At 59.9% G+C, this 21,915-nt stretch carries 16 protein-coding genes; 5 read left to right on the top strand and 11 right to left on the bottom strand.

The window, feature by feature from the left end; genetic code table 11:
• Positions 1-98 precede the first annotated feature (98 nt).
• From FHL16_RS16520 to FHL16_RS16510, 3 genes are read right to left on the bottom strand one after another with little or no spacing between them, the layout of a single operon-like run.
• Complete coding sequence (locus FHL16_RS16520) at positions 99-3,254, bottom strand: CusA/CzcA family heavy metal efflux RND transporter (protein ID WP_010458834.1); 3,156 nt, start codon at positions 3,252-3,254, stop codon at positions 99-101.
• Between the two features lie 41 nt (positions 3,255-3,295).
• Positions 3,296-4,489, bottom strand: coding sequence for an efflux RND transporter periplasmic adaptor subunit (locus tag FHL16_RS16515; RefSeq protein WP_077748737.1), 1,194 nt, complete (start codon positions 4,487-4,489; stop codon positions 3,296-3,298).
• A 49-nt stretch (positions 4,490-4,538) separates the two neighbouring features.
• Positions 4,539-5,786, bottom strand: a complete 1,248-nt coding sequence (locus FHL16_RS16510; RefSeq protein ID WP_077748736.1) for a TolC family protein — start codon at positions 5,784-5,786, stop codon at positions 4,539-4,541.
• Positions 5,787-6,196: 410 nt separating this feature from the next.
• Between FHL16_RS16510 and FHL16_RS16505 the strand changes: the two genes are divergently transcribed.
• Together FHL16_RS16505 and FHL16_RS16500 are read left to right on the top strand one after the other, a co-directional pair.
• Positions 6,197-6,871: a heavy metal response regulator transcription factor gene (locus tag FHL16_RS16505; protein ID WP_010458829.1), complete on the top strand. Its 675-nt coding sequence runs from the start codon at positions 6,197-6,199 to the stop codon at positions 6,869-6,871.
• On the top strand, positions 6,868-8,277 hold the full coding sequence (locus tag FHL16_RS16500; protein WP_077748735.1) for a heavy metal sensor histidine kinase: 1,410 nt from the start codon (positions 6,868-6,870) through the stop codon (positions 8,275-8,277). Before FHL16_RS16505 ends, FHL16_RS16500 begins: the two co-directional genes overlap by 4 nt.
• A 126-nt stretch (positions 8,278-8,403) precedes the next feature.
• On the opposite strand, the gene FHL16_RS16495 is transcribed toward FHL16_RS16500, so the two are convergent.
• Genes FHL16_RS16495 through FHL16_RS16470 form a run of 6 tightly spaced genes read right to left on the bottom strand, consistent with a single transcriptional unit; the run spans position 8,404 to position 14,341 of the window.
• Complete coding sequence (locus FHL16_RS16495) at positions 8,404-10,146, bottom strand: ABC transporter substrate-binding protein (RefSeq protein ID WP_010458827.1); 1,743 nt, start codon at positions 10,144-10,146, stop codon at positions 8,404-8,406.
• 48 nt (positions 10,147-10,194) lie between these two features.
• On the bottom strand, positions 10,195-10,467 hold the full coding sequence (locus tag FHL16_RS16490; RefSeq protein ID WP_010458826.1) for a DUF2160 domain-containing protein: 273 nt from the start codon (positions 10,465-10,467) through the stop codon (positions 10,195-10,197).
• Between the two features lie 10 nt (positions 10,468-10,477).
• A complete protein-coding gene (locus FHL16_RS16485; RefSeq protein WP_010458825.1) occupies positions 10,478-11,278 on the bottom strand; it encodes a carbohydrate ABC transporter permease in 801 nt (266 codons plus the stop codon).
• Between the two features lie 8 nt (positions 11,279-11,286).
• Positions 11,287-12,153, bottom strand: a complete 867-nt coding sequence (locus FHL16_RS16480; protein ID WP_010458824.1) for a carbohydrate ABC transporter permease — start codon at positions 12,151-12,153, stop codon at positions 11,287-11,289.
• Positions 12,150-13,247: an ABC transporter ATP-binding protein gene (locus FHL16_RS16475; RefSeq protein ID WP_077748734.1), complete on the bottom strand. Its 1,098-nt coding sequence runs from the start codon at positions 13,245-13,247 to the stop codon at positions 12,150-12,152. The genes FHL16_RS16480 and FHL16_RS16475 overlap by 4 nt, the downstream gene beginning before the upstream one ends.
• Positions 13,247-14,341: an ABC transporter ATP-binding protein gene (locus FHL16_RS16470; protein WP_077748733.1), complete on the bottom strand. Its 1,095-nt coding sequence runs from the start codon at positions 14,339-14,341 to the stop codon at positions 13,247-13,249. The genes FHL16_RS16475 and FHL16_RS16470 overlap by 1 nt, the downstream gene beginning before the upstream one ends.
• 375 nt (positions 14,342-14,716) lie before the next feature.
• Here FHL16_RS16470 and FHL16_RS16460 point away from each other — a divergent pair, with 375 nt between their 5' ends.
• Positions 14,717-16,564: a sigma-54-dependent Fis family transcriptional regulator gene (locus FHL16_RS16460; RefSeq protein WP_010458821.1), complete on the top strand. Its 1,848-nt coding sequence runs from the start codon at positions 14,717-14,719 to the stop codon at positions 16,562-16,564.
• A gap of 216 nt (positions 16,565-16,780) precedes the next feature.
• On the opposite strand, the gene cysS is transcribed toward FHL16_RS16460, so the two are convergent.
• Together cysS and FHL16_RS16450 are read right to left on the bottom strand one after the other, a co-directional pair.
• On the bottom strand, positions 16,781-18,163 hold the full coding sequence (cysS, locus tag FHL16_RS16455) for a cysteine--tRNA ligase (protein WP_010458820.1): 1,383 nt from the start codon (positions 18,161-18,163) through the stop codon (positions 16,781-16,783).
• A gap of 15 nt (positions 18,164-18,178) precedes the next feature.
• Positions 18,179-19,876 (bottom strand): glutamine--tRNA ligase/YqeY domain fusion protein, encoded by a 1,698-nt coding sequence (locus FHL16_RS16450; protein WP_010458817.1) that lies wholly within the window; start codon positions 19,874-19,876, stop codon positions 18,179-18,181.
• 260 nt (positions 19,877-20,136) lie between these two features.
• Between FHL16_RS16450 and FHL16_RS16445 the strand changes: the two genes are divergently transcribed.
• On the top strand, positions 20,137-20,643 hold the full coding sequence (locus tag FHL16_RS16445) for a peptidylprolyl isomerase (protein WP_077748732.1): 507 nt from the start codon (positions 20,137-20,139) through the stop codon (positions 20,641-20,643).
• Complete coding sequence (gene lpxH, locus FHL16_RS16440) at positions 20,640-21,392, top strand: UDP-2,3-diacylglucosamine diphosphatase (RefSeq protein WP_077748731.1); 753 nt, start codon at positions 20,640-20,642, stop codon at positions 21,390-21,392. The genes FHL16_RS16445 and lpxH overlap by 4 nt, the downstream gene beginning before the upstream one ends.
• Positions 21,393-21,915 lie beyond the last annotated feature (523 nt).

Genomic DNA, 21,915 nt, shown 5'->3' with positions numbered 1-21,915 from the left:
TCCCGCTGGGGCGCGAAGCGGCCCCCGCTCTTCATCTGAAAAGCGGGGCCTGCTGCGCAGTCCAGCGGGAGCAAGCTCCCTCGACACAGGGTTTGTGTTCACGGTTGGGTGGGGATCGTGTCCTCATCGCGGCGATGGGCGAGCTGATACAACGCCGGCAAGATCAGCAGTGTCAGGATCGTGGAGGACAGGATTCCACCGATCACTACGGTTGCGAGCGGTCGCTGCACTTCCGCGCCAGTACCGGTCGCCAGGGCCATTGGAATAAAGCCCAGGGACGCCACCAGCGCCGTCATCAACACCGGGCGCAAACGTGTCAGCGCTCCAACGTTGATCGCATCAGACAGTGAACGCCCCTCCTCCCGCAGGTTGCGGATGAACGCGATCATCACCAGCCCGTTGAGCACCGCGACCCCCGACAGCGCGATGAAGCCCACCCCCGCCGAGATCGACAACGGAATATCCCGCAACCACAGCGCCATGACCCCGCCGGTCAACGCAAACGGAATCCCGGTGAACACCAGCAAGCCATCCTTGAGGTTGTTGAACATCATGAACAGCAACCCGAACACCAGCAGCAACGCCACCGGCACCACGATCCGCAGGCGCTTGGCCGCCGATTGCAGTTGCTCGAACTGCCCGCCCCAACTTGTCCAGTAACCCGCGGGCACCTGCACCTCTCGCTCGATCACCTCGCCCGCCTCTGCGACGAACGAACCGATATCGCGCCCGCGCACGTTGGCGCTGACGATCACCAGGCGCTTGCCGTTCTCACGGCTGACCTGATTGGGTCCCAGCACCAGATCAAGGCTGGCGACTTCCTTCAAGGCAATAAAACCAATCTGATCGGCCGCACCATTGAGCGGTGCCGGCACCGGAATCAACAGCGCCGACAAACCGTCGATGTCCTTGCGCATGGCATCGGACAATCGCACCACCATGTCGAACCGTCGGTCGCCCTCATACAATGTGCCGGCCTGACGCCCACCCACCGCGACGGCAATGGTGTCCTGCACATCGCCGATGTTGAGCCCGTAACGCGCCGCCTTGTCGCGGTCGATGTTGATGGTCAGCACCGGCAGCCCGGTGGTTTGTTCGACCTTGACCTCGGACGCACCGTTGACCTTCTGCATCGCGGCGGCAATCTTCGCTGCCGTGGCGTTGAGCACGTCCATGTCATCGCCGAACACTTTGACCGCGACGTCGCTGCGCACACCGGAGATCAGTTCGTTGAAGCGCAACTGGATCGGCTGCGACAGTTCATAGTTGCTGCCCGGCAACGTCGCGGCGGCCTGTTGCAGTTCCGCCATCAGGGTTTCGCGAGACTTGCCCGGGTCCGGCCATTGCTCTTTTGGCTTGAGCATCACGTAGCTGTCGGAGATGTTCGGCGGCATCGGGTCGGAGGCGATTTCCGCGGTGCCGGTGCGGGCGAACACCCGCTCGACTTCCGGCACTTTGTTGAGGATCAACGTCTCCAGACGCTGCTGCATGTCCACCGATTGCGTGAGGCTGGTGCCCGGCACACGCAAGGCTTGCAGGGCGAAATCACCTTCACTGAGGCTCGGCACAAACTCGCTGCCCATGCGGCTGGTCAGCACGCCGCTGAGCACGATCACACCCAGCGCTGCGCCCACCGCCACGGCGCGATGGTTCATCACCCACGCCAGCGCCGGCGCATACACCCGGCGCGCACCGCGCATCACGATGCCCTCTTCTTCCTTGACCTTGCCCGTGACAAACAACGCAATCGCCGCCGGCACAAAGGTCACCGACAGCAGCATGGCGCCGAGCAACGCGATCACCACCGTGAACGCCATCGGGTGGAACATTTTCCCTTCGACGCCGCTCAAGGCGAAGATCGGCAGGTACACGACCATGATGATCAACTGGCCGAATATCAGCGGTCTCCGCGCCTCTTTGGCCGCCGCAAACACTTCATGGAAGCGCTCGGAACGGGTCAGCAAACGCCCGTGATGCTGCTGTGCATGGGCCAGCCGTCGCAGGGTGTTTTCGACAATCACCACCGCGCCGTCGACGATGATGCCGAAGTCGAGTGCCCCCAGGCTCATCAGGTTGGCGCTGACCTTGTTGCTGAACATGCCGGTGAAAGTGAACAGCATCGACAGCGGAATCACCATCGCGGTAATCAATGCCGCACGGATGTTGCCCAGGAACAGGAACAGAATTGCGATCACCAGAATCGCACCTTCAATCAGGTTCTTTTTCACGGTAGCGATGGCTTTGTCCACGAGGTGCGTGCGGTCGTACACCGGCACCGCGATCACGCCTTTGGGCAGCGATCGGTTGATCTGTTCCAGCTTGCTGGCGACGGCCTGGGACACGGTGCGGCTGTTTTCGCCGATCAGCATGAACACGGTGCCAAGCACCACTTCACGGCCGTTCTCCGTGGCCGCGCCACTGCGCAGTTCACGGCCGATGTCCACGGTGGCGACGTTCTTCACCCGGATCGGCGTGCCATCGACGTTGGCCATGACGATATTGGCGATGTCCTCGGTGCTCGCCACTTGTCCCGGCGCACGAATCAGCAACTGCTCACCGCTGCGCTCGATGTACCCGGCGCCGACGTTGGCGTTATTGCGCTCAAGCGCCGTGATCAGGTCGGTGAGGGTCAGCTTGTACGCCGCCAGCCGTTTCAGATCGGGAGCGATCTGGTATTCCTTGGCAAAGCCGCCGATGGTGTTGATCTCGGCCACGCCAGGGACATTGCGCAGTTGCGGCTTGATGATCCAGTCCTGAATCACCCGAAGATCGGTCGGTGTATAGGCGCTACCGTCGTCCTTGAGCGCGCCGTCTCTGGCTTCCACGGTCCACAGGAAAATTTCGCCGAGGCCGGTGGAAATCGGCCCCATCACCGCTTCGGTGCCCTCGGGCAATTGCTCCTTGGCGATCTGCAACCGCTCGTTGACCAATTGCCGGGCGAAGAACAGGTCGGTGCCGTCCTTGAAAATCACCGTGACTTGCGACAGCCCCGAACGCGACAGCGAACGGGTCTGTTCCAGCGCCGGCAGACCGGCCATGGCGGTTTCAATCGGGAAGGTGATGCGCTGCTCGGTTTCCAGCGGCGAGAACCCGGCGGCGCCGGTGTTGATTTGCACCTGGACATTGGTGATGTCGGGCACGGCGTCGATCGGCAGTTTTTGATAACTGGCGATCCCGAGGCCGGCCATGAGCAGAACGGCGAGCAGCACGATAATGCGCTGCTCGATGGCAAACTGGATCAGGCGTTCGAACATGAGAACCTTCCACGGATTAATGGGCGTCTTCAGCGCGCTTTTTAATGACTGTGCTCGGCCGAGGCTTTGCCCAGTTCCGATTTGAGAACGAAGCTGCCGGCGCTGGCGACTTGCACACCGGCGTCCAGCCCATGAGTGACTTCCACCAAACCGGCCGCGCGGCTGCCCAACTCCACCGCCTGCGCCTTGAAGCCATCGTCGGTGCGCAAGAACACCGTGGGTTTGTCCTCGACGGTCTGGATAGCGGCTTCCGGCACGGTGACCCTGGCCTGACGGCTGTCGGTCGCCACACGCGCCGTGACGAACAACCCCGGACGCCACGAGCCCTGCGGATTCTCCAGGGTCACGCGAACGGTGGCCGTGCGGGTCTGTTCGCCGAGCAGGCTGCCGACATAGGCCACCGTGCCGGTGACCTCGGCGTTGAGTTCCGGCGCGCTGACAGTGACGGCTTTGCCCACTTGCACCTTGTTCAGATCCTTGGGCGAAACGCCGAACGTCACCCAGACCCGCGACAGATCCGAGAGCGTGAAGGCCGCCGTGGTTTCATCGACTACCTCACCCGGTGCCAGGTGTTTTTCCACCACCCTGCCGTCGAACGGCGCGCGCAGTTCATAGCGATTGCCGCCGGTGGCGACCACGCTCCCGCTGAGCACGCTGATTTTCTGTCGGGCGTTGTTCACGGCGATTTCGGCTTCTTCCAACGCCTGTTTTGCCTGCAACACGTCCTGCTCGGCGGATATCTTGTCTTCCCACAGCTTTTTCTCGCGCTCATAAGTGGTGCGGGCCAAGGCCAAACGACGTTGCGCGGCCGCCTGTTCGCTACGCTGATCGGAAATCTGCTGACTGGCGATCACCGCCAGCAACTGGCCCTTTTTCACCGGCTGCCCGAGGTTGACCGCCACCGACTCGACCACCCCGGGAACTCGCGGCACAACGTGGGCGGTGCGATCCTCGTCAAAGCGCACTTCGCCCGGGAACGACAGGCCGGAACTGATGCTCTGCGCCCGCGCCTCGGCCAGTTCAATACCCGCCGCCGCAATCTGTTCGGCACTCAACTTGATGCGCCCTTCTTCGCCATGCTCGCCCTCGGCTGCCGCGTTTTCTTCAGCGTGATCCGCGTGTTCGGCCGCTTCATCGGCGTGGGCCTCAAGCGGTGCCTTGCCCGCCCACATCGAACCGATACCCATGCCCAGCACCAACGTCGCCACCACGACACCCATCAGTTTTTTATCCATGGAAACTCCTCTGCGCCGTACCGTCGCGCAGTGATCAAAAGGGTGAAATTCAAGGGTTGACGACGAGGTCGCCGAAGATCCGTTCGATGCGCACGCGAGCGTCTGTCGCCTCGCTGACGGCCTGGATGTATTGGCTGCGGGCGCTGATCAGAGTGCGCTGGGCATCGAGCACGTCGAGAAAACCGAACTTGCCCATTTCGAAGCCGCGCGTGGCGCTCTCAACCGCATTTTGTGCGGCGGGCAGAATGGTCTGGTTGAACGCCTGGACTTCGCCGTTGGCGGTCTGCCACTGCTCAAGGGTGGTCTGGATTTCGGTGCGCAAGCGCAGTTCGGTGGCGTTGCGCAGATCCCGCGCCTGATCGGTGCGGCGTGCCGCCGCCAGCACGTTGCCCTGATTGCGGTTGAACAGGGGAATCGGCATCGACAGGCCGACGACGTTGACCCGCTCACGCTCGGTTTCGCTGTATTGGCTGCCGATGCTCACGGTCAGGTCGGGGATGCGCAGGGACTTTTCCAGCCCCAGCGACGCTTCGCGCTGGCTGATCTGGAGCTTGGCCAGGCGCAGCTCGGCGGTCTCGTCGAGACGCTCAAGCAAACGGGTCGGCGGCGGCACTGTCGGCAGGTTTTGCGTGGCGGTCTGTACGGTGGCCGAGGTCGGCAACGGTGCGCCCATGACCTGCGCCAGTTGTTGATAAGCGTTGGTCTGATCGCGCTCGGCGCGGCTCAGTTCCAGGCGTACTTCCGAGCGTTGCACATGCGCCCGCGTGCCTTCGACCGGCGACGACTTGCCCGCCTCGATTCGCCCATTGGCCACGCGCAAGCCATCCTCGGCCAGTTGCAGCGACTGGCGGGACAGTTGCAGTCTTTGCTGCGCGGTTTGCGCACGGTTGAACGCCTGAATCACATCGGCGCGCAAGGCATTGCGTTTGCGCTCCAGTTCGATCCCGGCGGCGTCCTGGGCGCGGCTGGCGACATCGATCCGCGCACCGCGCTTGCCACCCAGCTCAATCGGCTGGCTGAGCATCACGGTGGTGGTGCGCGAATCGCGGCGGGTGTCCTCGGCTTCCCACGACAATTCGGGATTGGGGATCAGTCCGGCCTGTTTGCGCTCACCCTCGGCGATGCCAATTTCCCATTGGGCCGCGGCCAGATCCGGGTTGCCGGCAAAGGCTGTTTGCAGGGCCTGATCCAGGGTCAGGGTCGATGCCCCCGCAAGGCTTGTACTGGCCAACAACAGAATGCCGCTGGCTGTTTTTTTCAGGCGTGACCGCGCCGTCAGGTGTGTTAAACCGGGCAATTGGAAGTCTTCCTTTATTCAAGAATCTTTGATGCCGCCACGGTAGGGTTTTGAACTTATCGACAAGGTGACAGGAGCATTACAAATCCGTTATCCACGGTTGGCTGAAGTTGTTTTGTTCTAGGATGCGAAGTGCACCAGGGCTTTGTCGCAATGTATGGAAACAAATACTCAGCACTTATCTGCCGAACAGCACTTGCTGGATGCAATACATGGCTATTGACGCATTCTTGCTGCGACAGGCTGTCGTAGACCGCCGATTTAAAGGCCTCGGACGTTGACCCTGTAGCCACTACAGCCTTTACCGTATCCGCCATTCAGTGATCGAAACTCATTCGGACCCTTTACCAAAACAACAACTTCCCGCTCAACTTAATTAAATATCCCTTAAATAAAAGTGGTGATAGATCATGCGAATCCTTGTCGTCGAGGACGAGCTTAAAACTGCCGAATACTTGCATCAGGGTTTGACCGAAAGTGGTTATATCGTTGACCACGCGGCCACCGGCGCGGATGGATTGCATCTGGCGCAACAGCAGGCCTATGACCTGATTATTCTCGACGTGAATCTGCCGGAACTGGACGGCTGGGACGTACTGGAACAACTGCGCCGCACTCACTCCACCCGGGTGATGATGCTCACGGCGCGCGGGCGTCTGGCGGACAAGATTCGTGGCCTCGATCTGGGCGCGGATGATTATCTGGTCAAGCCGTTCGAGTTTCCCGAACTTCTCGCACGGGTGCGCACCCTGATGCGCCGCAGCGAGAACATCCCGCTGCCACAGGTACTGAAAGTCGCCGATCTGGAACTCGACCCCTGTCGTCATCGTGCGTTTCGTGGCAAGCAACGCATCGACCTGACCACCAAGGAGTTCGCCCTGCTGCATCTGTTGATGCGCCAGTCCGGCGAGGTGCTGACACGCACGCAGATCATTTCGCTGGTGTGGGACATGAACTTCGACTGCGACACCAACGTGGTCGAAGTGTCGATCAGGCGTTTGCGGGCAAAGATCGATGACCCGTTCGACAACAAGTTGATCCACACCCTGCGCGGTGTCGGTTACGTGCTGGAGTCGCGGGAATGAAGCCGGCCAGCCTGTCGATGCGGCTGGGGCTGACGGTCAGTATTCTCGGCGCGCTGCTGGTGGTGTCCCTGGCGATCCTGGCGTATTTCGCACTGACCCATGAGCTGAACGCGTTATCCAGGGACAGTCTGGAGAAGAAGATGGAGCAGGTCGAACACAGCCTGTCGCTGTACACCGACACCGGCGAAATCAGTGCGAAACCGCACATTCTGCTCGATCAGGTCATGGGCCATGACAACCTCACGCTAACGATTTACGACCGCAGCAACCTGCGCACGCAACTGCTCAAATCCGGCACCGGCTTGGCCGATCCACGACTTGAATTGAAGGTGGTGCGGGCCGTCAGCGACGAGTTGGCCTACGCCACCAGCACTGACGCCGAGGGGGCGAAATTCCTCACGGCGTCCAGGCTGATCAGCCTCAAGGACGGCACCCGTGTCCCGGTGCTGTTGTCGATGGACAACGCCCACAATGAGGCCTTGCTCAGCGCCTACCTGCGCTCGACCCTGATTGCCTTGCCGTTGCTGCTGATCTTTATCGGACTGAGTGCCTGGGGTGCGGTGCAGCGTGGTCTGGCGCCGATGCGCGAGTTTCGCAAAGTGGCGGCGATGGTCTCGACTCAGGATCTGGATCATCGGCTGTCGGTGGTGAATATGCCCCAGGAGCTGAGTGAGTTGGCGCAGGGCATCAACTTCATGCTGCATCGCCTCGATACCGGTGTGCAGCAGCTGTCACAGTTCTCCGATGATCTGGCGCATGAGCTGCGCACGCCGATCAACAATTTGATGGGCAAGGCGCAGGTGACGTTGTCTCGCGAACGCAGCGTGGATGAGTACAAGGATGTGCTGGTGTGCTGCACTGAAGAACTGGAGCGCGTGGCGCGGATCGTCTCGGACATGCTGTTTCTGGCACAGGTCAGTCACCCGTCGGAACTCGTGCCGTTCGAGTCGGTTGCCCTGGAAGAAGAAGCCTGGAAAGTCGCCGAGATGTTCTTCCTGTCGGCGCAGGACAAGCAGATCCATTTGAACGTGGTCGGCCGTGCGCGGGTGATGGGTGACCGGTTGATGATTCAACGCGCGATCTCGAACTTGCTGTCCAACGCGCTACGCCACTGCCCGGTCGGGAAAACCGTGACGCTGCTGATTGAGCGCGGCGCGACCCAGGTTTCGTTGCTGGTCAGCAACCCGGGCGTGGGGATTGAGGCACAGCATCTGCCGCACCTGTTTGATCGGTTCTACCGAGTCGATAGCAGCCGCTCGCGTTCACAAGGCAGCACCGGGCTGGGGTTGGCGATAGTGCGGTCGATCATGAGCCTTCATCAGGGTGTGGCCGAGGTGAAGAGCTTGCCGGGTGCGATGACGGTGTTTCGGTTGGGATTTCCCGCGGTTGACGGGGTGGAGCGCTGAGCCGGTCACACAGGCTGTGAACACCGCATCTCATTGTGGGCATGAGCCTGCTCGCGATGGCAATGGATCAGACGCTAAAGAAAACGGCACCTCTCGGTGCCGTTCTGCTTCACACGATCGAGCTATTTATTTACGCGCCGCCTCCCACGATTTCAGCAGTTCGGCATAACTCACGGTTTCACCCTTGGGCTTCTCGTTCGCCAGTTTCGGCTTCGGTGCACCCGGCTGATCGAACCAGTACTGAGCATCGCGCTCAGGGTTCATTTTCGGTGCGCAGGTGGCTTGAGCCTTCGAGCGTTCCAGACGCGCCATGATCGCGTCCTGATCCTTGGCCAGGCCATCCAGCGCCTGTTGCGGAGTCTTCTCGCCGCTGGCCGCTTCCGCGATGTGGCTCCACCACAGTTGAGCCAGACGTGGATAGTCCGGCACGTTGGTCCCGGTCGGGGTCCATTGCACGCGGGCCGGGCTGCGATAGAACTCGACCAGACCGCCGAGTTTCGGTGCCAGGTCGGTCATGGCTTGCGAGTTGATGTCCGACTCGCGAATCGGCGTCAGGCCGATAATGGTTTTCTTCAGCGACACGGTTTTCGACGTGACGAATTGCGCATAAAGCCAGGCCGCCAGTTTCTGCTTCTCAGGCGTGGACTTCATGAACGTCCACGAACCCACGTCCTGATAACCGAGCTTCATGCCCTCTTCCCAGTACGGCCCGCGTGGCGATGGCGCCATGCGCCATTTCGGCGTGCCATCGGCGTTCATCACCGGCAGGCCCGGTTTGGTCATGTCGGCGGTGAACGCGGTGTACCAGAAGATCTGTTGGGCGATGTTGCCTTGGGACGGCACCGGGCCGGATTCGGAGAAGGTCATGCCCGCCGCTTCCGGTGGCGCGTAGGCCTTGAGCCAGTCGACGTATTTCTGCGTCGCGTAGACCGCCGCCGGGCCGTTGGTGTCGCCACCACGGGTCACGCTGGAACCGACCGGGTGGCAATCCTCGACGCGGATGCCCCACTCGTCCACCGGCAAGCCATTGGGAATGCCTTTGTCGCCGGCACCGGCCATGGAGAACCAGGCATCGGTGAAGCGCCAGCCGAGGGACGGGTCTTTCTTGCCGTAGTCCATGTGCCCGTAGACGCGCTTGCCGTCGATTTCCTTGACGTCTTCACTGAAGAACTTGGCGATGTCTTCATAGGCCGACCAGTTCACCGGAACGCCCAGTTCATAACCGTATTTTTCTTTGAATTTCGCTTTCAAATCCGCCCGCTCGAACCAGTCGGCGCGAAACCAGTACAGGTTGGCGAACTGTTGGTCAGGCAATTGATAGATCTTGCCGTCCGGTGCAGTGGTGAACGAAATGCCGATAAAGTCCTTGAGGTCCAGGGTCGGCGAGGTGAAGTTCTTGCCTTCGTTGGCCATCAGGTCGGTGATCGATTCGGTCTTGCCGTAGCGAAAGTGCGTACCGATCAGGTCCGAGTCGTTGACCCAACCGTCATAGATGTTTTTGTCCGACTGCATCTGGGTTTGCAGCTTTTCCACCACGTCGCCTTCTTGCAGCAAGTCGTGGGTCAGCTTGATCCCGGTGATTTCGGTGAAGGCCTTGGCCAGGGTTTTGGATTCATATTCGTGGGTCGCGATGGTTTCCGAAACCACCTTGATGCTCATCCCGCGAAACGGCTCGGCGGCCTTGATGAACCACTTCAGCTCTTCGAGCTGCTGCTCTGGAGTAAGGGTGGACGGCTTGAACTCGCTGCCAATCCATTTCTTCGCGGCGTCTTCGTAGGCATCGGCCCAGGCCGAAGCGCTCAGACCGCTGAGTGCCAGCATGGCTGCCAATGAAATGCTATGTCGCAGCTTATTGTTTTTGTCGAACATAGAGACCTCCTGTTTGGTTTTCGGAGCAACATTGCCGATCGATTTCGACTAGCCCCAACGCATCACAGCCAACAGCCACACCAGGGACAACGCGAACGCAACCCAGATGCTCCAGTCGGTGACGCCGATTACCAGCAAATGCAGGTAGGCGCTGCCGAGAAGACCGATAAACAGCCGATCGCCACGGGTGGTGGCAATCGGCAAGAAACCACGCCGAGGGACACTCGGCGAACGTAATTCCCAGGTCGTCATGCCCGTCAGAATCAGGCCAATGACAATGAAGAACGCCGCAGTGGGGACCGTCCAGCTCATCCATTCCATCATCAGCTCCTCAGACCCGGCCCAGGGCAAAGCCCTTGGCCACGTGGTTGCGAACAAACCAGATCACCAGCATGCCCGGCAGGATGGTCAACACCCCCGCCGCTGCCAGCACGCCCCAGTCGATGCCCGACGCCGAGACCGTGCGGGTCATCACCGCCGCGATCGGCTTGGCATTCACCGATGTCAGCGTTCGCGCCAGCAGCAGTTCGACCCAGGAAAACATAAAGCAGAAGAACGCCGTGACGCCGATCCCGGAACCAATCAGCGGGACGAAAATCTTCACGAAGAACTTGGGGAAACTGTAGCCGTCAATGTAGGCGGTCTCGTCGATTTCTTTCGGAACGCCGGACATGAAGCCTTCCAGAATCCAGACCGCCAACGGCACGTTGAACAGGCAATGAGCCAGCGCCACGGCGATGTGCGTGTCGAACAGACCAATCGAGGAATACAGCTGGAAGAACGGCAACAGGAACACCGCCGGCGGCGCCATGCGGTTGGTCAGCAGCCAGAAAAACAGGTGCTTGTCACCGAGAAAGCGGTAGCGCGAGAACGCGTAAGCCGCTGGCAACGCCACGCTCAGGGAAATGATCGTGTTCAGGCTCACGTAGTACAGCGAGTTGAGGTAGCCGTTGTACCAGCTCGGATCGGTGAAGATCACCTTGTAGTTGGCGAAGGTGAAATCCTGCGGAAACAGCGTCAGACCGCCGAGGATTTCAGTGTTGCTCTTGAAGGACATGTTCAGCAGCCAGTAGATCGGCACCAGCAGGAACAGGATGTAGATCAGCAACGGAATAAGCTTTCTCTTGCTCATGGCGGACCTCAGCGGTTGGCGTCAGAGTGAGTCATGGCGGTGTAGAACAGCCAGGACACCAACAGAATGATCAGGAAATACACCAGCGAGAAAGCCGCCGCCGGGCCGAGGTCGAATTGCCCTACGGCCATCTGGGTCAACGTCTGACTCAGGAAGGTCGTGGCATTCCCCGGACCACCGCCCGTGAGGACGAAGGGCTCGGTGTAGATCATGAAACTGTCCATGAACCGCAGCATCACGGCGATCAACAGCACGCTCTTGAGCTTGGGCAACTGGATGTGTCGGAAAACTGCCCAGGCCGAGGCCCGATCAATCCGCGCCGCCTGGTAGTAGACGTCCGGAATGGCCCGCAAACCGGAAAAGCACAACAGCGCCACCAGCGACGTCCAGTGCCAGACGTCCATCACCAGCACCGTGACCCAGGCGTCCATGGTGTTCGCCGCATAGTTGTAGTTGATGCCCATGGCCTTGAGGCTGGCACCGAGCAGACCGATGTCCGCACGGCCGAAAATCTGCCAGATGGTGCCGACCACGTTCCACGGGATCAGGAGCGGAATCGCCAGAATGATCAGCACCAGCGATGACCAGCGACCCTTGGTCGGCATGGTCAGGGCGATGGCGATGCCCAACGGGATTTCGATCAGCAGCACGCAGCCGGAATAGATGAATTGCCGCAGCAGCGAGTCGTGCAGGCGCGGATCAAGCAGCACCTGTTTGTACCAGTCGGCACCGACGAAATAGCGACTGGACTGGTCGAAGATGTCCTGCACCGAGTAGTTGACCACGGTCATCATCGGGATCACCGCACTGAACGCCACCAGCAGAAACACCGGCAGGACCAGCCACCAGGCCTTGTTGTTCTGCACCTTGTTCATGGCTGCACCTCCAGAAGGTAATCGTCCGCATAGACCATCAACCACTGCGCCGGGAAGCTGATCCAGGCCGTGCCCTCCGGTACCGGTTTGTCTTCGGCCAGACGCACTTTCAACGGCGCGCCGTCGAGGTTCAGGGTCATGATCTTGTAGGTGCCGAGGTCTTCGACGTGTACGACTTGTGCCTGCATCGCGTCATCGAACGGCTCGTCCCACACGTGCACGAACTCCGGACGGATGCCGACCTTCAGGGTTTTCCACTCGGACTCGGCGATACGTTTCTGTTGTGCGTCGGATAAAGGCAGATGCGTCGAAGCAAAACCGACGCCGCCCGGTTGTGGCTGCACCTCGATCAGGTTCATCCCCGGGCTGCCAATGAAATAGCCGACAAAGGTGTGAGTCGGCCGCTCGAACAATTCGCGCGGGGTGCCGAACTGCACGATCTGGCCGCCGTACATCACCGCGATCTTGTCGGCGAAGGTCGAGGCTTCGAGTTGATCGTGGGTGACGTAGACCATGGTGATGTTGAACTGCTCGTGGATCTGCTTGAGCTTGCGCCGCAGTTTCCACTTCAGGTGCGGGTCGATTACCGTCAGCGGTTCATCAAAGAGGATGGCCGAAACGTCGTCGCGGACCAGTCCACGGCCCATCGAGACTTTCTGTTTTTCGTCGGCGGTGAGGTTGCGCGCCTTTTTGCTCAGCAGCGCCTGGAGGTCAAGGACCTCGGCAATTTCCTGCACCTTGCTGTGAATTTTCGCCTCGGCCATGCCCTGATTGCGCAGGGGGAAGGCCAGGTTGTCGAACACCGTCATGGTGTCGTAGACCACCGGAAACTGGAAAACCTGAGCGATGTTGCGCTTCTCGGGAGTCAGGTCGTTGACCACTTTGCTGTCGAACAGCACTTGGCCCTGAGACGGGCTGAGCAACCCGGAAATGATGTTGAGCAGCGTCGATTTGCCGCAGCCCGAAGGCCCGAGCAAGGCATAAGCACCGCCCTGTTCCCAGACGTGGTCCATCTCGCGGATCGCGTAATCCTCGGGGCCGGTCGGCGTGCTGGTGTAGCTGTGGGCGAGGTTCTGCAAACGGATTTCGGCCATCAGGCAACCCTCGCGATACGGCGACCGGGCGCCTGGACCAGCCGCCCCTGCGCATCGAACACAAACAGTTTATGGGTCGGGATATAGATGCGGATCGGCGCATCGACGTCGTATTCGTGGACGCCGGGCAAGTGCAGCACCAGCAGGAAATGCTCGTTGCGCACGTGCAGGAAGGTTTCCGAACCGCTGATCTCGGCGACCTCGACGGTCACCGCGAGTTCGAGGTCATCGTCGTTGCTCGGCACCAGTGAGATATGACTTGGGCGCACGCCAAAGCGGAACTCGCCCTCGCCCACCGGGCGCAAATCGACGTTCAACGGGAAGTGCACAAAATTGGCGAAGCTCACTTCGTTACCGGCAATCCGTCCCGGCATCAGGTTGATCGGCGGCTCGGAGAACAATTCGGCAGCCAGCACGGTTTTTGGCTGGTGATAGACCTCGGAGGATTTACCGCTCTGGACCACCCGGCCTTCGTGAAGAATGGTGGTGGTGCCGCCAAGGGCCAGTGCTTCGTTGGGTTCGGTGGTGGCGTAGATGGCGATGGTGTGCCGGGCCTTGAACAGCTCGCGCATTTCCTGGCGCAGTTCTTCGCGCAACTTGTAGTCGAGGTTCACCAGCGGCTCGTCGAACAGAATCAGCTCGGCATCCTTGACCAACGCCCGGGCCATCGCGGTGCGCTGCTGTTGGCCGCCAGAAAGCTCCAGCGGATAGCGCTTGAGGAATTTCTCGATGCGCAGCATCTTCGCGGTTTCCAGCACTTTGCTCTGGATCAACTCGTTGGAGACACCGCCCTGGCGCAATGGCGAAGCGATGTTGTCGAAGACGGTCATGGTCGGGTAGTTGATGAACTGCTGATAGACCATCGACACGTTGCGCAAACGCACCGTGCGTTGTGTGACATCGACACCGTTCATCAGGATTCGGCCGCTGTCGGGCTTGTCCAGGCCCGCCATCAGGCGCATCAGACTGGTCTTGCCGGACAGCGTGCGCCCGAGCAAAACGTTGAAGGATCCGGGTTCGAAACTCAGGCACGCATCGTCGATCCAGGTCTGGCCCTCGACGGTACGGCTGACGTGCTCCAGGGTTAATGACATGGCTCGGCCTTTTTATTATTTGGAGTCAAGCGACCCAGGCTGTAGAGCGAGTTTCATGCCAGAAATTGCAAGCTATTGATCTGCTTTGAAAATGTTTGAAGTGATGACAAATCAACGTTCGTTGCTGAACAGAAATGAACAACGGCGACTGAACAATTGAACAATCCAGCCGTTGACAATGAACAATAGTGAACAACACTCTACGGATGCTTTTTGCCTTCCCGCGAGCAAAAACCTGTGGGAGCGAGCCTGCTCGCGATAGCGGTGGATCAGTCGACATCAGTATTGACTGACCCACCGCTATCGCGAGCAGGCTCGCTACCACAAGGGAATACCTATAACAACAATAAAAGCGTTATTCAGAGGCTGACTGTCATGGCCGCACCTGCCCCCGTTTTGTCCCACGACACCATCATCCAGGACTCCTGGTCCCGTTGCCGCGCGTTCGGCCTCAATCATCAAAGCGCACCGGCGTTCGATCAGTTGCCTGCCGATGGCATCGCCCAGTTGCTGGAAAGCCAGCATTCGCTGGTGCAGACCACGCACCAGGAAGTCCTGCCGTATTACGAAAACATCCTGAGCAATTCCAATTGCCTGATCATGCTCGCCGACAATCAGGGCCAGGTGCTGACGTCCTGGGGCACCCAGCGCTTCATCGAGCCGAGCCTGACCCGCGGCTTTAGCGCCGGGGCCAGTTGGATGGAGCGTTGCAGCGGCACCAACGCGATCGGCACTGCGCTGGCCTGCGAGCAGGCGGTGCACATCGAACACGATGAGCATTTCCTGAAAGCCAACCGCTTCATGACCGGTTCCGCCGCGCCGATTTTCGATGCCGAGCGCAAGGTGATCGCGGTGCTGGACGTGTCCAGCGACAGCTACCTGCCGCCGTCCCACACCCTCGGCATGGTCAAGATGATGAGCCAGACCGTGGAAAACCGGCTGATCCTCAACCTCTTTCACGGCCAGCATTTTCAACTGACCTTCAACACCGGGCTGAACAACCTCGACAGCCAATGGGCCGGTTTGCTGATCTTCGATGAAACCGGCCAGGTGCTGTCGGCTAACCGCCGGGCTGACAATCTGCTGGGGATCAGCCTGTCCCGGGTCAGTGTCGAAAGCCTGTTCAAGGTGTCGTTGCTGGAGTTGCTGAACCAGCCGGAAGGCCTGCCTTTTGCGTTGCAAGCCTCCGGGCGCAACCGTTTTCAATGCCTGTTGAAGCGGCCGAAACAGGTGTCGATTCAGGCTCGACTGTTTTCTGAGGCCAAGAGCGCGGAACCGGCCGCGACCGTGCCCGCCGCAATCAGCCTCAGCACCTTGCATTTCGGCGACAGTCGCGTGGAAAAAGCCGTGCGTCAGGCCGAGCGTTTGCTGGAAAAAGATATTCCGCTATTGATCCACGGTGAAACCGGGGTCGGCAAGGAGGTCTTCGTCAAAGCGCTGCATCAGGCCAGTTCGCGAAGCAAACAACCGTTCATTGCCGTCAACTGTGCAGCGATCCCCGCCGAACTGGTGGAGTCCGAGCTGTTTGGCTACGAGAAAGGCGCGTTCACCGGCGCCAATCAGAAAGGCAGTATCGGACTGATCCGCAAGGCTGACAAAGGCACACTGTTCCTTGATGAAATCGGTGACATGCCATTGCCGACACAAGCTCGCCTTCTAAGGGTTTTGCAGGAACGGTGCGTGCAACCGGTAGGCAGCAGCGAGTTGTTCCCGGTGGACATCCGCATCATTTCCGCGACCAACCGTTCGTTGCGCGAGCAAGTGCAGCTCGGGCGGTTTCGCGAGGACCTTTATTACCGAATCGGCGGTTTGACCCTGGAATTGCCGCCGTTACGGGAACGCACCGACAAACAGGCGCTGTTCAAGCGCTTGTGGGAACAGCATCGCGAGCCATCGCAGTGGGCCGGGTTGAGCCGTGAGGTGATGGAGTTGTTCGGCCGTCATCCGTGGCCGGGGAATTTAAGGCAGGTCAGCAGCGTGATGCAGGTGGCGCTGGCCATGGCCGAAGAACAACCGGTGCGGCCGGAGCATTTGCCGGATGATTTTTTTGTCGATCTGGAGATGGAGCCGGTGGATTCGCCGGAACCGCTGGCGGTGGATTTGAATGATGCCGAGGATTTGAACCGGTTGTTGCAGGCGGCTGGGGGGAATATCTCGCACCTCGCCCGGCGTCTTGGCGTTAGCCGCAATACTCTTTACAAGCGGTTGCGCCAGGCTGATTGACGAGTGAGCAGTCGTGGCTGGGGCCGGCTGGAGACCCTTCGCGGGCAAGCCTCGCTCCTACAGGGGCGCGTCGTTCGCCAATATTGTGTACGACGCGACCTTGTAGGAGCGAGGCTTGCCCGCGAAGGCGCCAGATCAAACACCACATAACCTCGCGGACTGCCCAAAAACAAAAACCCGCACAAGGCGGGTTTTGTTTTGCGGCATTCGAAGCAGTCAGTCAGCCAACCGCCAGGTCGTGCCGCCCTTCCCGTCTTCCAGCACCACGCCCATCGCGGTCAACTGGTCGCGGATACGGTCGGACTCAGCCCAGTCCTTGTTGGCACGGGCAGTCAAACGCGCCTGAATCAGCGCATCAACCTCAGCCGCATCCACGCGCCCTTCAGCGCCGGCCTGCAAGAAGTCATCGGCCTCAAGCTGCAGCACGCCCAGCACGCTGGCCAGTTCCTTCAAGCGCGCCGCCAAACCTGCCGCCGCATTGAGATCGCTCTCGCGCAGACGGTTGATCTCGCGAACCATCTCGAACAGCACCGCGCAGGCTTCCGGCGTGCCGAAGTCGTCGTTCATCACCTGGGTGAAACGCTCGACGAAGGCTTCACCGCCAGCTGGCGCCACGCTCGGCAGGCCTTTCAACGCATGGTAGAAACGCTCGAGTGCGCCTTTGGCGTCCTTGAGGTTGTCTTCCGAATAGTTGATCGCGCTGCGGTAGTGGCTCGACACCAGCAGGTAACGCACGACTTCCGGGTGGTACTTTTCCAGCACGTCGCGAATGGTGAAGAAGTTGTTCAAGGACTTGGACATCTTCTCGCCATTGATGCGAATCATGCCGCAATGCATCCACGCGTTGGCGTAGGTCTTGCCGGTGGCCGCTTCGCTCTGGGCGATTTCGTTTTCGTGGTGCGGGAATTCGAGGTCGCTGCCGCCGCCATGAATGTCGAAGGTCTCGCCGAGGCAGCAGGTCGACATCACCGAGCACTCAATGTGCCAGCCCGGACGCCCGTCGCCCCACGGCGAAGGCCAGCTCGGCTCGCCCGGCTTGGCGCCTTTCCACAGCACGAAGTCCAGCGGGTCCTGCTTGGACTCGTCGACTTCGATCCGCGCGCCGATGCGCAAGTCTTCGATTTTTTTGCGCGACAGCTTGCCGTAGCCCATGAACTTGGCAACGCGGTAATACACGTCGCCATTGCCCGGAGCGTAGGCGTAACCCTTGTCGATCAGGGTCTGGATCATGGTCTGCATGCCAGCGATGTGATCGGTGGCCCGCGGCTCCATGTCCGGCTTGAGGATATTGAGGCGCGCCTCGTCCTCATGCATCGCGGTGATCATGCGTTCGGTCAGCACGTCGAACGGTTCGCCGTTCTCCTTGGCCCGATTGATGATCTTGTCTTCAATGTCGGTGATGTTGCGCACATACGTCAGGTTATAACCGCTGAACCGCAACCAGCGGGTCACCAGGTCGAACGCGACCATGCTGCGGCCATGGCCAATGTGGCAGTAGTCGTACACGGTCATCCCGCAGACGTACATGCGCACATTGTTGCCATCCAGCGGCTTGAAGACTTCTTTGCTCTTGGTGAGCGTGTTGTAGATCGTAAGCACTTTAGTTTCCTTGAATCACTGGCCCCACGAATCACGCAAGGTCACGGTACGGTTGAATACCGGAGCACCTGGTTTCGAGTCCTTGATATCCGCGCAGAAGTAACCTTCGCGCTCGAACTGGAAACGGTCTTCCGGCTGTGCATTGCCCAGCGAGGGTTCAGCACGACAACCGGTGAGGACTTGCAGCGAGTCAGGGTTGATGTTGTCCAGGAAACTGGCGCTGTCTTCGGCCTTCTCAGGGTTCGCAGAGCGGAACAGGCGATCGTACAGACGCACTTCGCACTCGACGCTGGCCGCGGCCGGCACCCAGTGCACCACGCCTTTGACCTTGCGGCCTTCAGGGTTCTTGCCCAATGTTTCCGGGTCGTAGGAGCAACGCAGTTCGACGATGTTGCCCTCGGCGTCCTTGATCGCTTCGTCGGCGCGGATCACGTAGCTGCCGCGCAGACGCACTTCGCCGTTCGGCTCCAGGCGCTTGTAGCCTTTCGGCGGCTCTTCCATGAAGTCTTCACGGTCGATGTAGATCTCACGGGCGAACGGCAGGACGCGCATGCCCATGTCTTCTTTCGGGTGGCACGGCAGTTCGAGGTTCTCGACCTGGCCTTCCGGGTAGTTGGTGATCACGACTTTCAGCGGACGCAACACGCACATGGCGCGCGGGGCGCTGTGGTCGAGGTCGTCACGGATGCTGAATTCGAGCATGCCGAAGTCGACCACGCCGTCGGAACGGTTGGTGCCGACCATTTCGCAGAAGTTGCGGATCGATTTCGGCGTGTAGCCACGACGACGGAAGCCCGACAGCGTGGACATGCGCGGATCGTCCCAACCGAAGACGTGCTTTTCATCGACCAGTTGCTTGAGCTTGCGCTTGCTGGTGATGGTGTAGTTCAGGTTCAGACGGCTGAACTCGTACTGGCGCGGTTTTGCCGGGACCGGCAGGTTCTCGAGGAACCACTCGTACAGCGGACGGTGGCTTTCGAACTCCAGGGTGCAGATCGAGTGAGTGATGCCTTCGATGGCGTCCGACTGACCATGGGTGAAGTCATAGTTCGGGTAGATGCACCACTTGTCGCCGGTCTGGTGGTGATGGGCGTGACGGATGCGGTACATGATCGGGTCGCGCAGGTTCATGTTCGGCGAGGCCATGTCGATCTTGGCCCGCAGCACGCGTGCGCCGTCCGGGAATTCGCCGGCACGCATGCGGGCGAACCAGTCGAGGTTTTCTTCCACGGAGCGATCACGGAACGGGCTGTTCTTGCCCGGTTCGGTCAGGGTGCCGCGGTATTCCTTGGCCTGTTCAGGGCTCAGGTCATCGACGTAGGCCTTGCCGGCCTTGATCAGCTCGACAGCCCAGTCGTGCAACTGGTCGAAATACTGCGAGGCATAGCGCACTTCGCCGGACCATTCAAAGCCCAGCCATTTGACGTCGCTTTCGATCGCGTCGATGTATTCCTGGTCTTCCTTGGCCGGGTTGGTGTCGTCGAAACGCAGGTGCGTGACGCCGCCAAATTCCTGGGCCAGGCCGAAGTTCACGCAAATCGACTTGGCGTGACCGATGTGCAGGTAGCCGTTGGGCTCAGGCGGGAAACGGGTGACGATCTGCGTGTGCTTACCCGAGTCCAGGTCCGCCTGGATGATCGGGCGCAGGAAATTGACCGGCACGGCAGGGCCGGTCTTGGAATTCGAGGTAGGGTCGACAGTGGGCTTGCTCATAGGATCCTTGAACGTACAAGTGCGCGGCCAGTTGGCCAAATCAAAGCGGCTGTTAAAACAAAGGGGCTTATCATAGCCGATGCCGTCAAGTCGCTGACAGAGCAGGCCCGAAAACGGGTGCATTTAATCGGATGCAAATGAAAAACAGCCTCGAAATTCGCGCCCGGCACGCTAAACTGCGCACCTTGGCCGACATTGGCCGGACCGGTTGAGGGCTTAAATGCCCCGAAACCCACGAATTCATTGAATGAGTAGTAATCATGACCAAAGTCAAACTGACCACCAACCATGGCGACATCGTCCTGGAACTGAACGCTGAAAAGGCACCGCTGACCGTTGCCAACTTCATCGAGTACGTCAAAGCCGGTCACTACGAAAATACCGTTTTCCACCGCGTCATCGGTAACTTCATGATCCAGGGCGGCGGTTTCGAGCCAGGCATGAAAGAAAAGAAAGACAAGCGCCCAAGCATCCAGAACGAAGCCGACAACGGCCTGCCGAACGACAAGTACACCGTCGCCATGGCCCGCACCATGGAGCCGCATTCGGCATCCGCCCAGTTCTTCATCAACGTGGCTGACAACAGCTTCCTGAACCACAGCGCCAAGACCACTCAGGGCTGGGGCTACGCAGTATTCGCCAAAGTCGTTGAAGGCACCGACGTTGTCGACAAGATCAAAGGTGTTTCCACCACCATGAAATCCGGCCACCAGGACGTGCCAGCAGAAGACGTGATCATCGAGAAAGCCGAGATCATCGAAGCGTGATACTGCTGATTTCAGACTTGCATCTGGAAGAGGAGCGCCCGGACATCACCCGGGCGTTTCTGGATTTGCTCGCCGGACGCGCCCGCTCGGCGAGTGCGTTGTACATTCTGGGCGACTTTTTCGAGGCGTGGATTGGCGACGATGCCATGACGCCGTTCCAGCGTTCCATCTGCCAGGCCCTGCGCACCCTTAGCGACAGCGGCACGGCCATATTTCTGATGCACGGCAATCGCGACTTCATGCTCGGCCAGGCCTTCTGCAAACAGGCCGGCTGCACGTTGCTGAAGGACCCGAGTGTCGTGCAGTTCAACGGCGAGCCGGTGCTTTTGATGCACGGCGACAGCCTCTGCACCCGCGACGAAGCTTATATGAAGCTGCGTCGCTACCTGCGCAATCCGATCACCCTGTTCATCCTGCGGCACCTGCCGTTGCGCACGCGGCATAAACTGGCGCGCAAACTGCGCAGTGAAAGCCGGGCCCAGACGCGGATGAAGGCCAATGACATCGTCGATGTCACGCCGGACGAAGTGCCGCGGATCATGCAGGAATTTGGCGTAAAAACCTTGATCCATGGGCACACCCATCGCCCGGCCATCCACAAGTTGCAGATTGGCGAGCAAGCGGCCAAGCGCATTGTGCTGGGGGATTGGGACCGTCAGGGCTGGGCGTTGCAAGTGGATGAGCAAGGGTTTGCCCTCGCCCCCTTCGACTTCGCCCCACCGCCACAACTCGCAGCCCCCACGAACTAAAAGGCCACCACAGACCCCATTGTGGGAGCGAGCCTGCTCGCGAAGGCGGTGTGTCAGCTGAGATAGATGTTGACTGAGAGGACGCTATCGCGAGCAGGCTCACCCCTACATTTTTGATCTTCATGAGACGCAAACTCTGTGTCGCCGACAATACCCTGTGGGAGCGAGCCTGCTCGCGATGGCGGTGTGTCAGTTGAGATAGATGTTGACTGACAGGACGCTTTCGCGAGCAGGCTCGCTCCCACATTTTTGATCTTCATGAGACGCAAATTATGTGTCGCCGACAATACCCTGTGGGAGTGAGCCTGCTCGCGAAGGCGGTGTGTCAGTTGAGATAGATGTTGACTGACAGGACGCTTTCGCGAGCAGGCTCGCTCCCACATTTTTGATCTTCATGAGACGCAAATTATGTGTCGCCGACAATACCCTGTGGGAGTGAGCCTGCTCGCGAAGGCGGTGTGTCAGTTGAGATAGATGTTGACTGACAGGACGCTTTCGCGAGCAGGCTCGCTCCCACATTTTT

The sequence above is a fragment of the Pseudomonas sp. FSL W5-0299 genome (assembly GCF_005930655.1).
GTDB classification, from domain to species: Bacteria; Pseudomonadota; Gammaproteobacteria; order Pseudomonadales; family Pseudomonadaceae; genus Aquipseudomonas; species Aquipseudomonas mandelii.
This window is presented reverse-complemented; position numbering and strand designations above follow the sequence as displayed.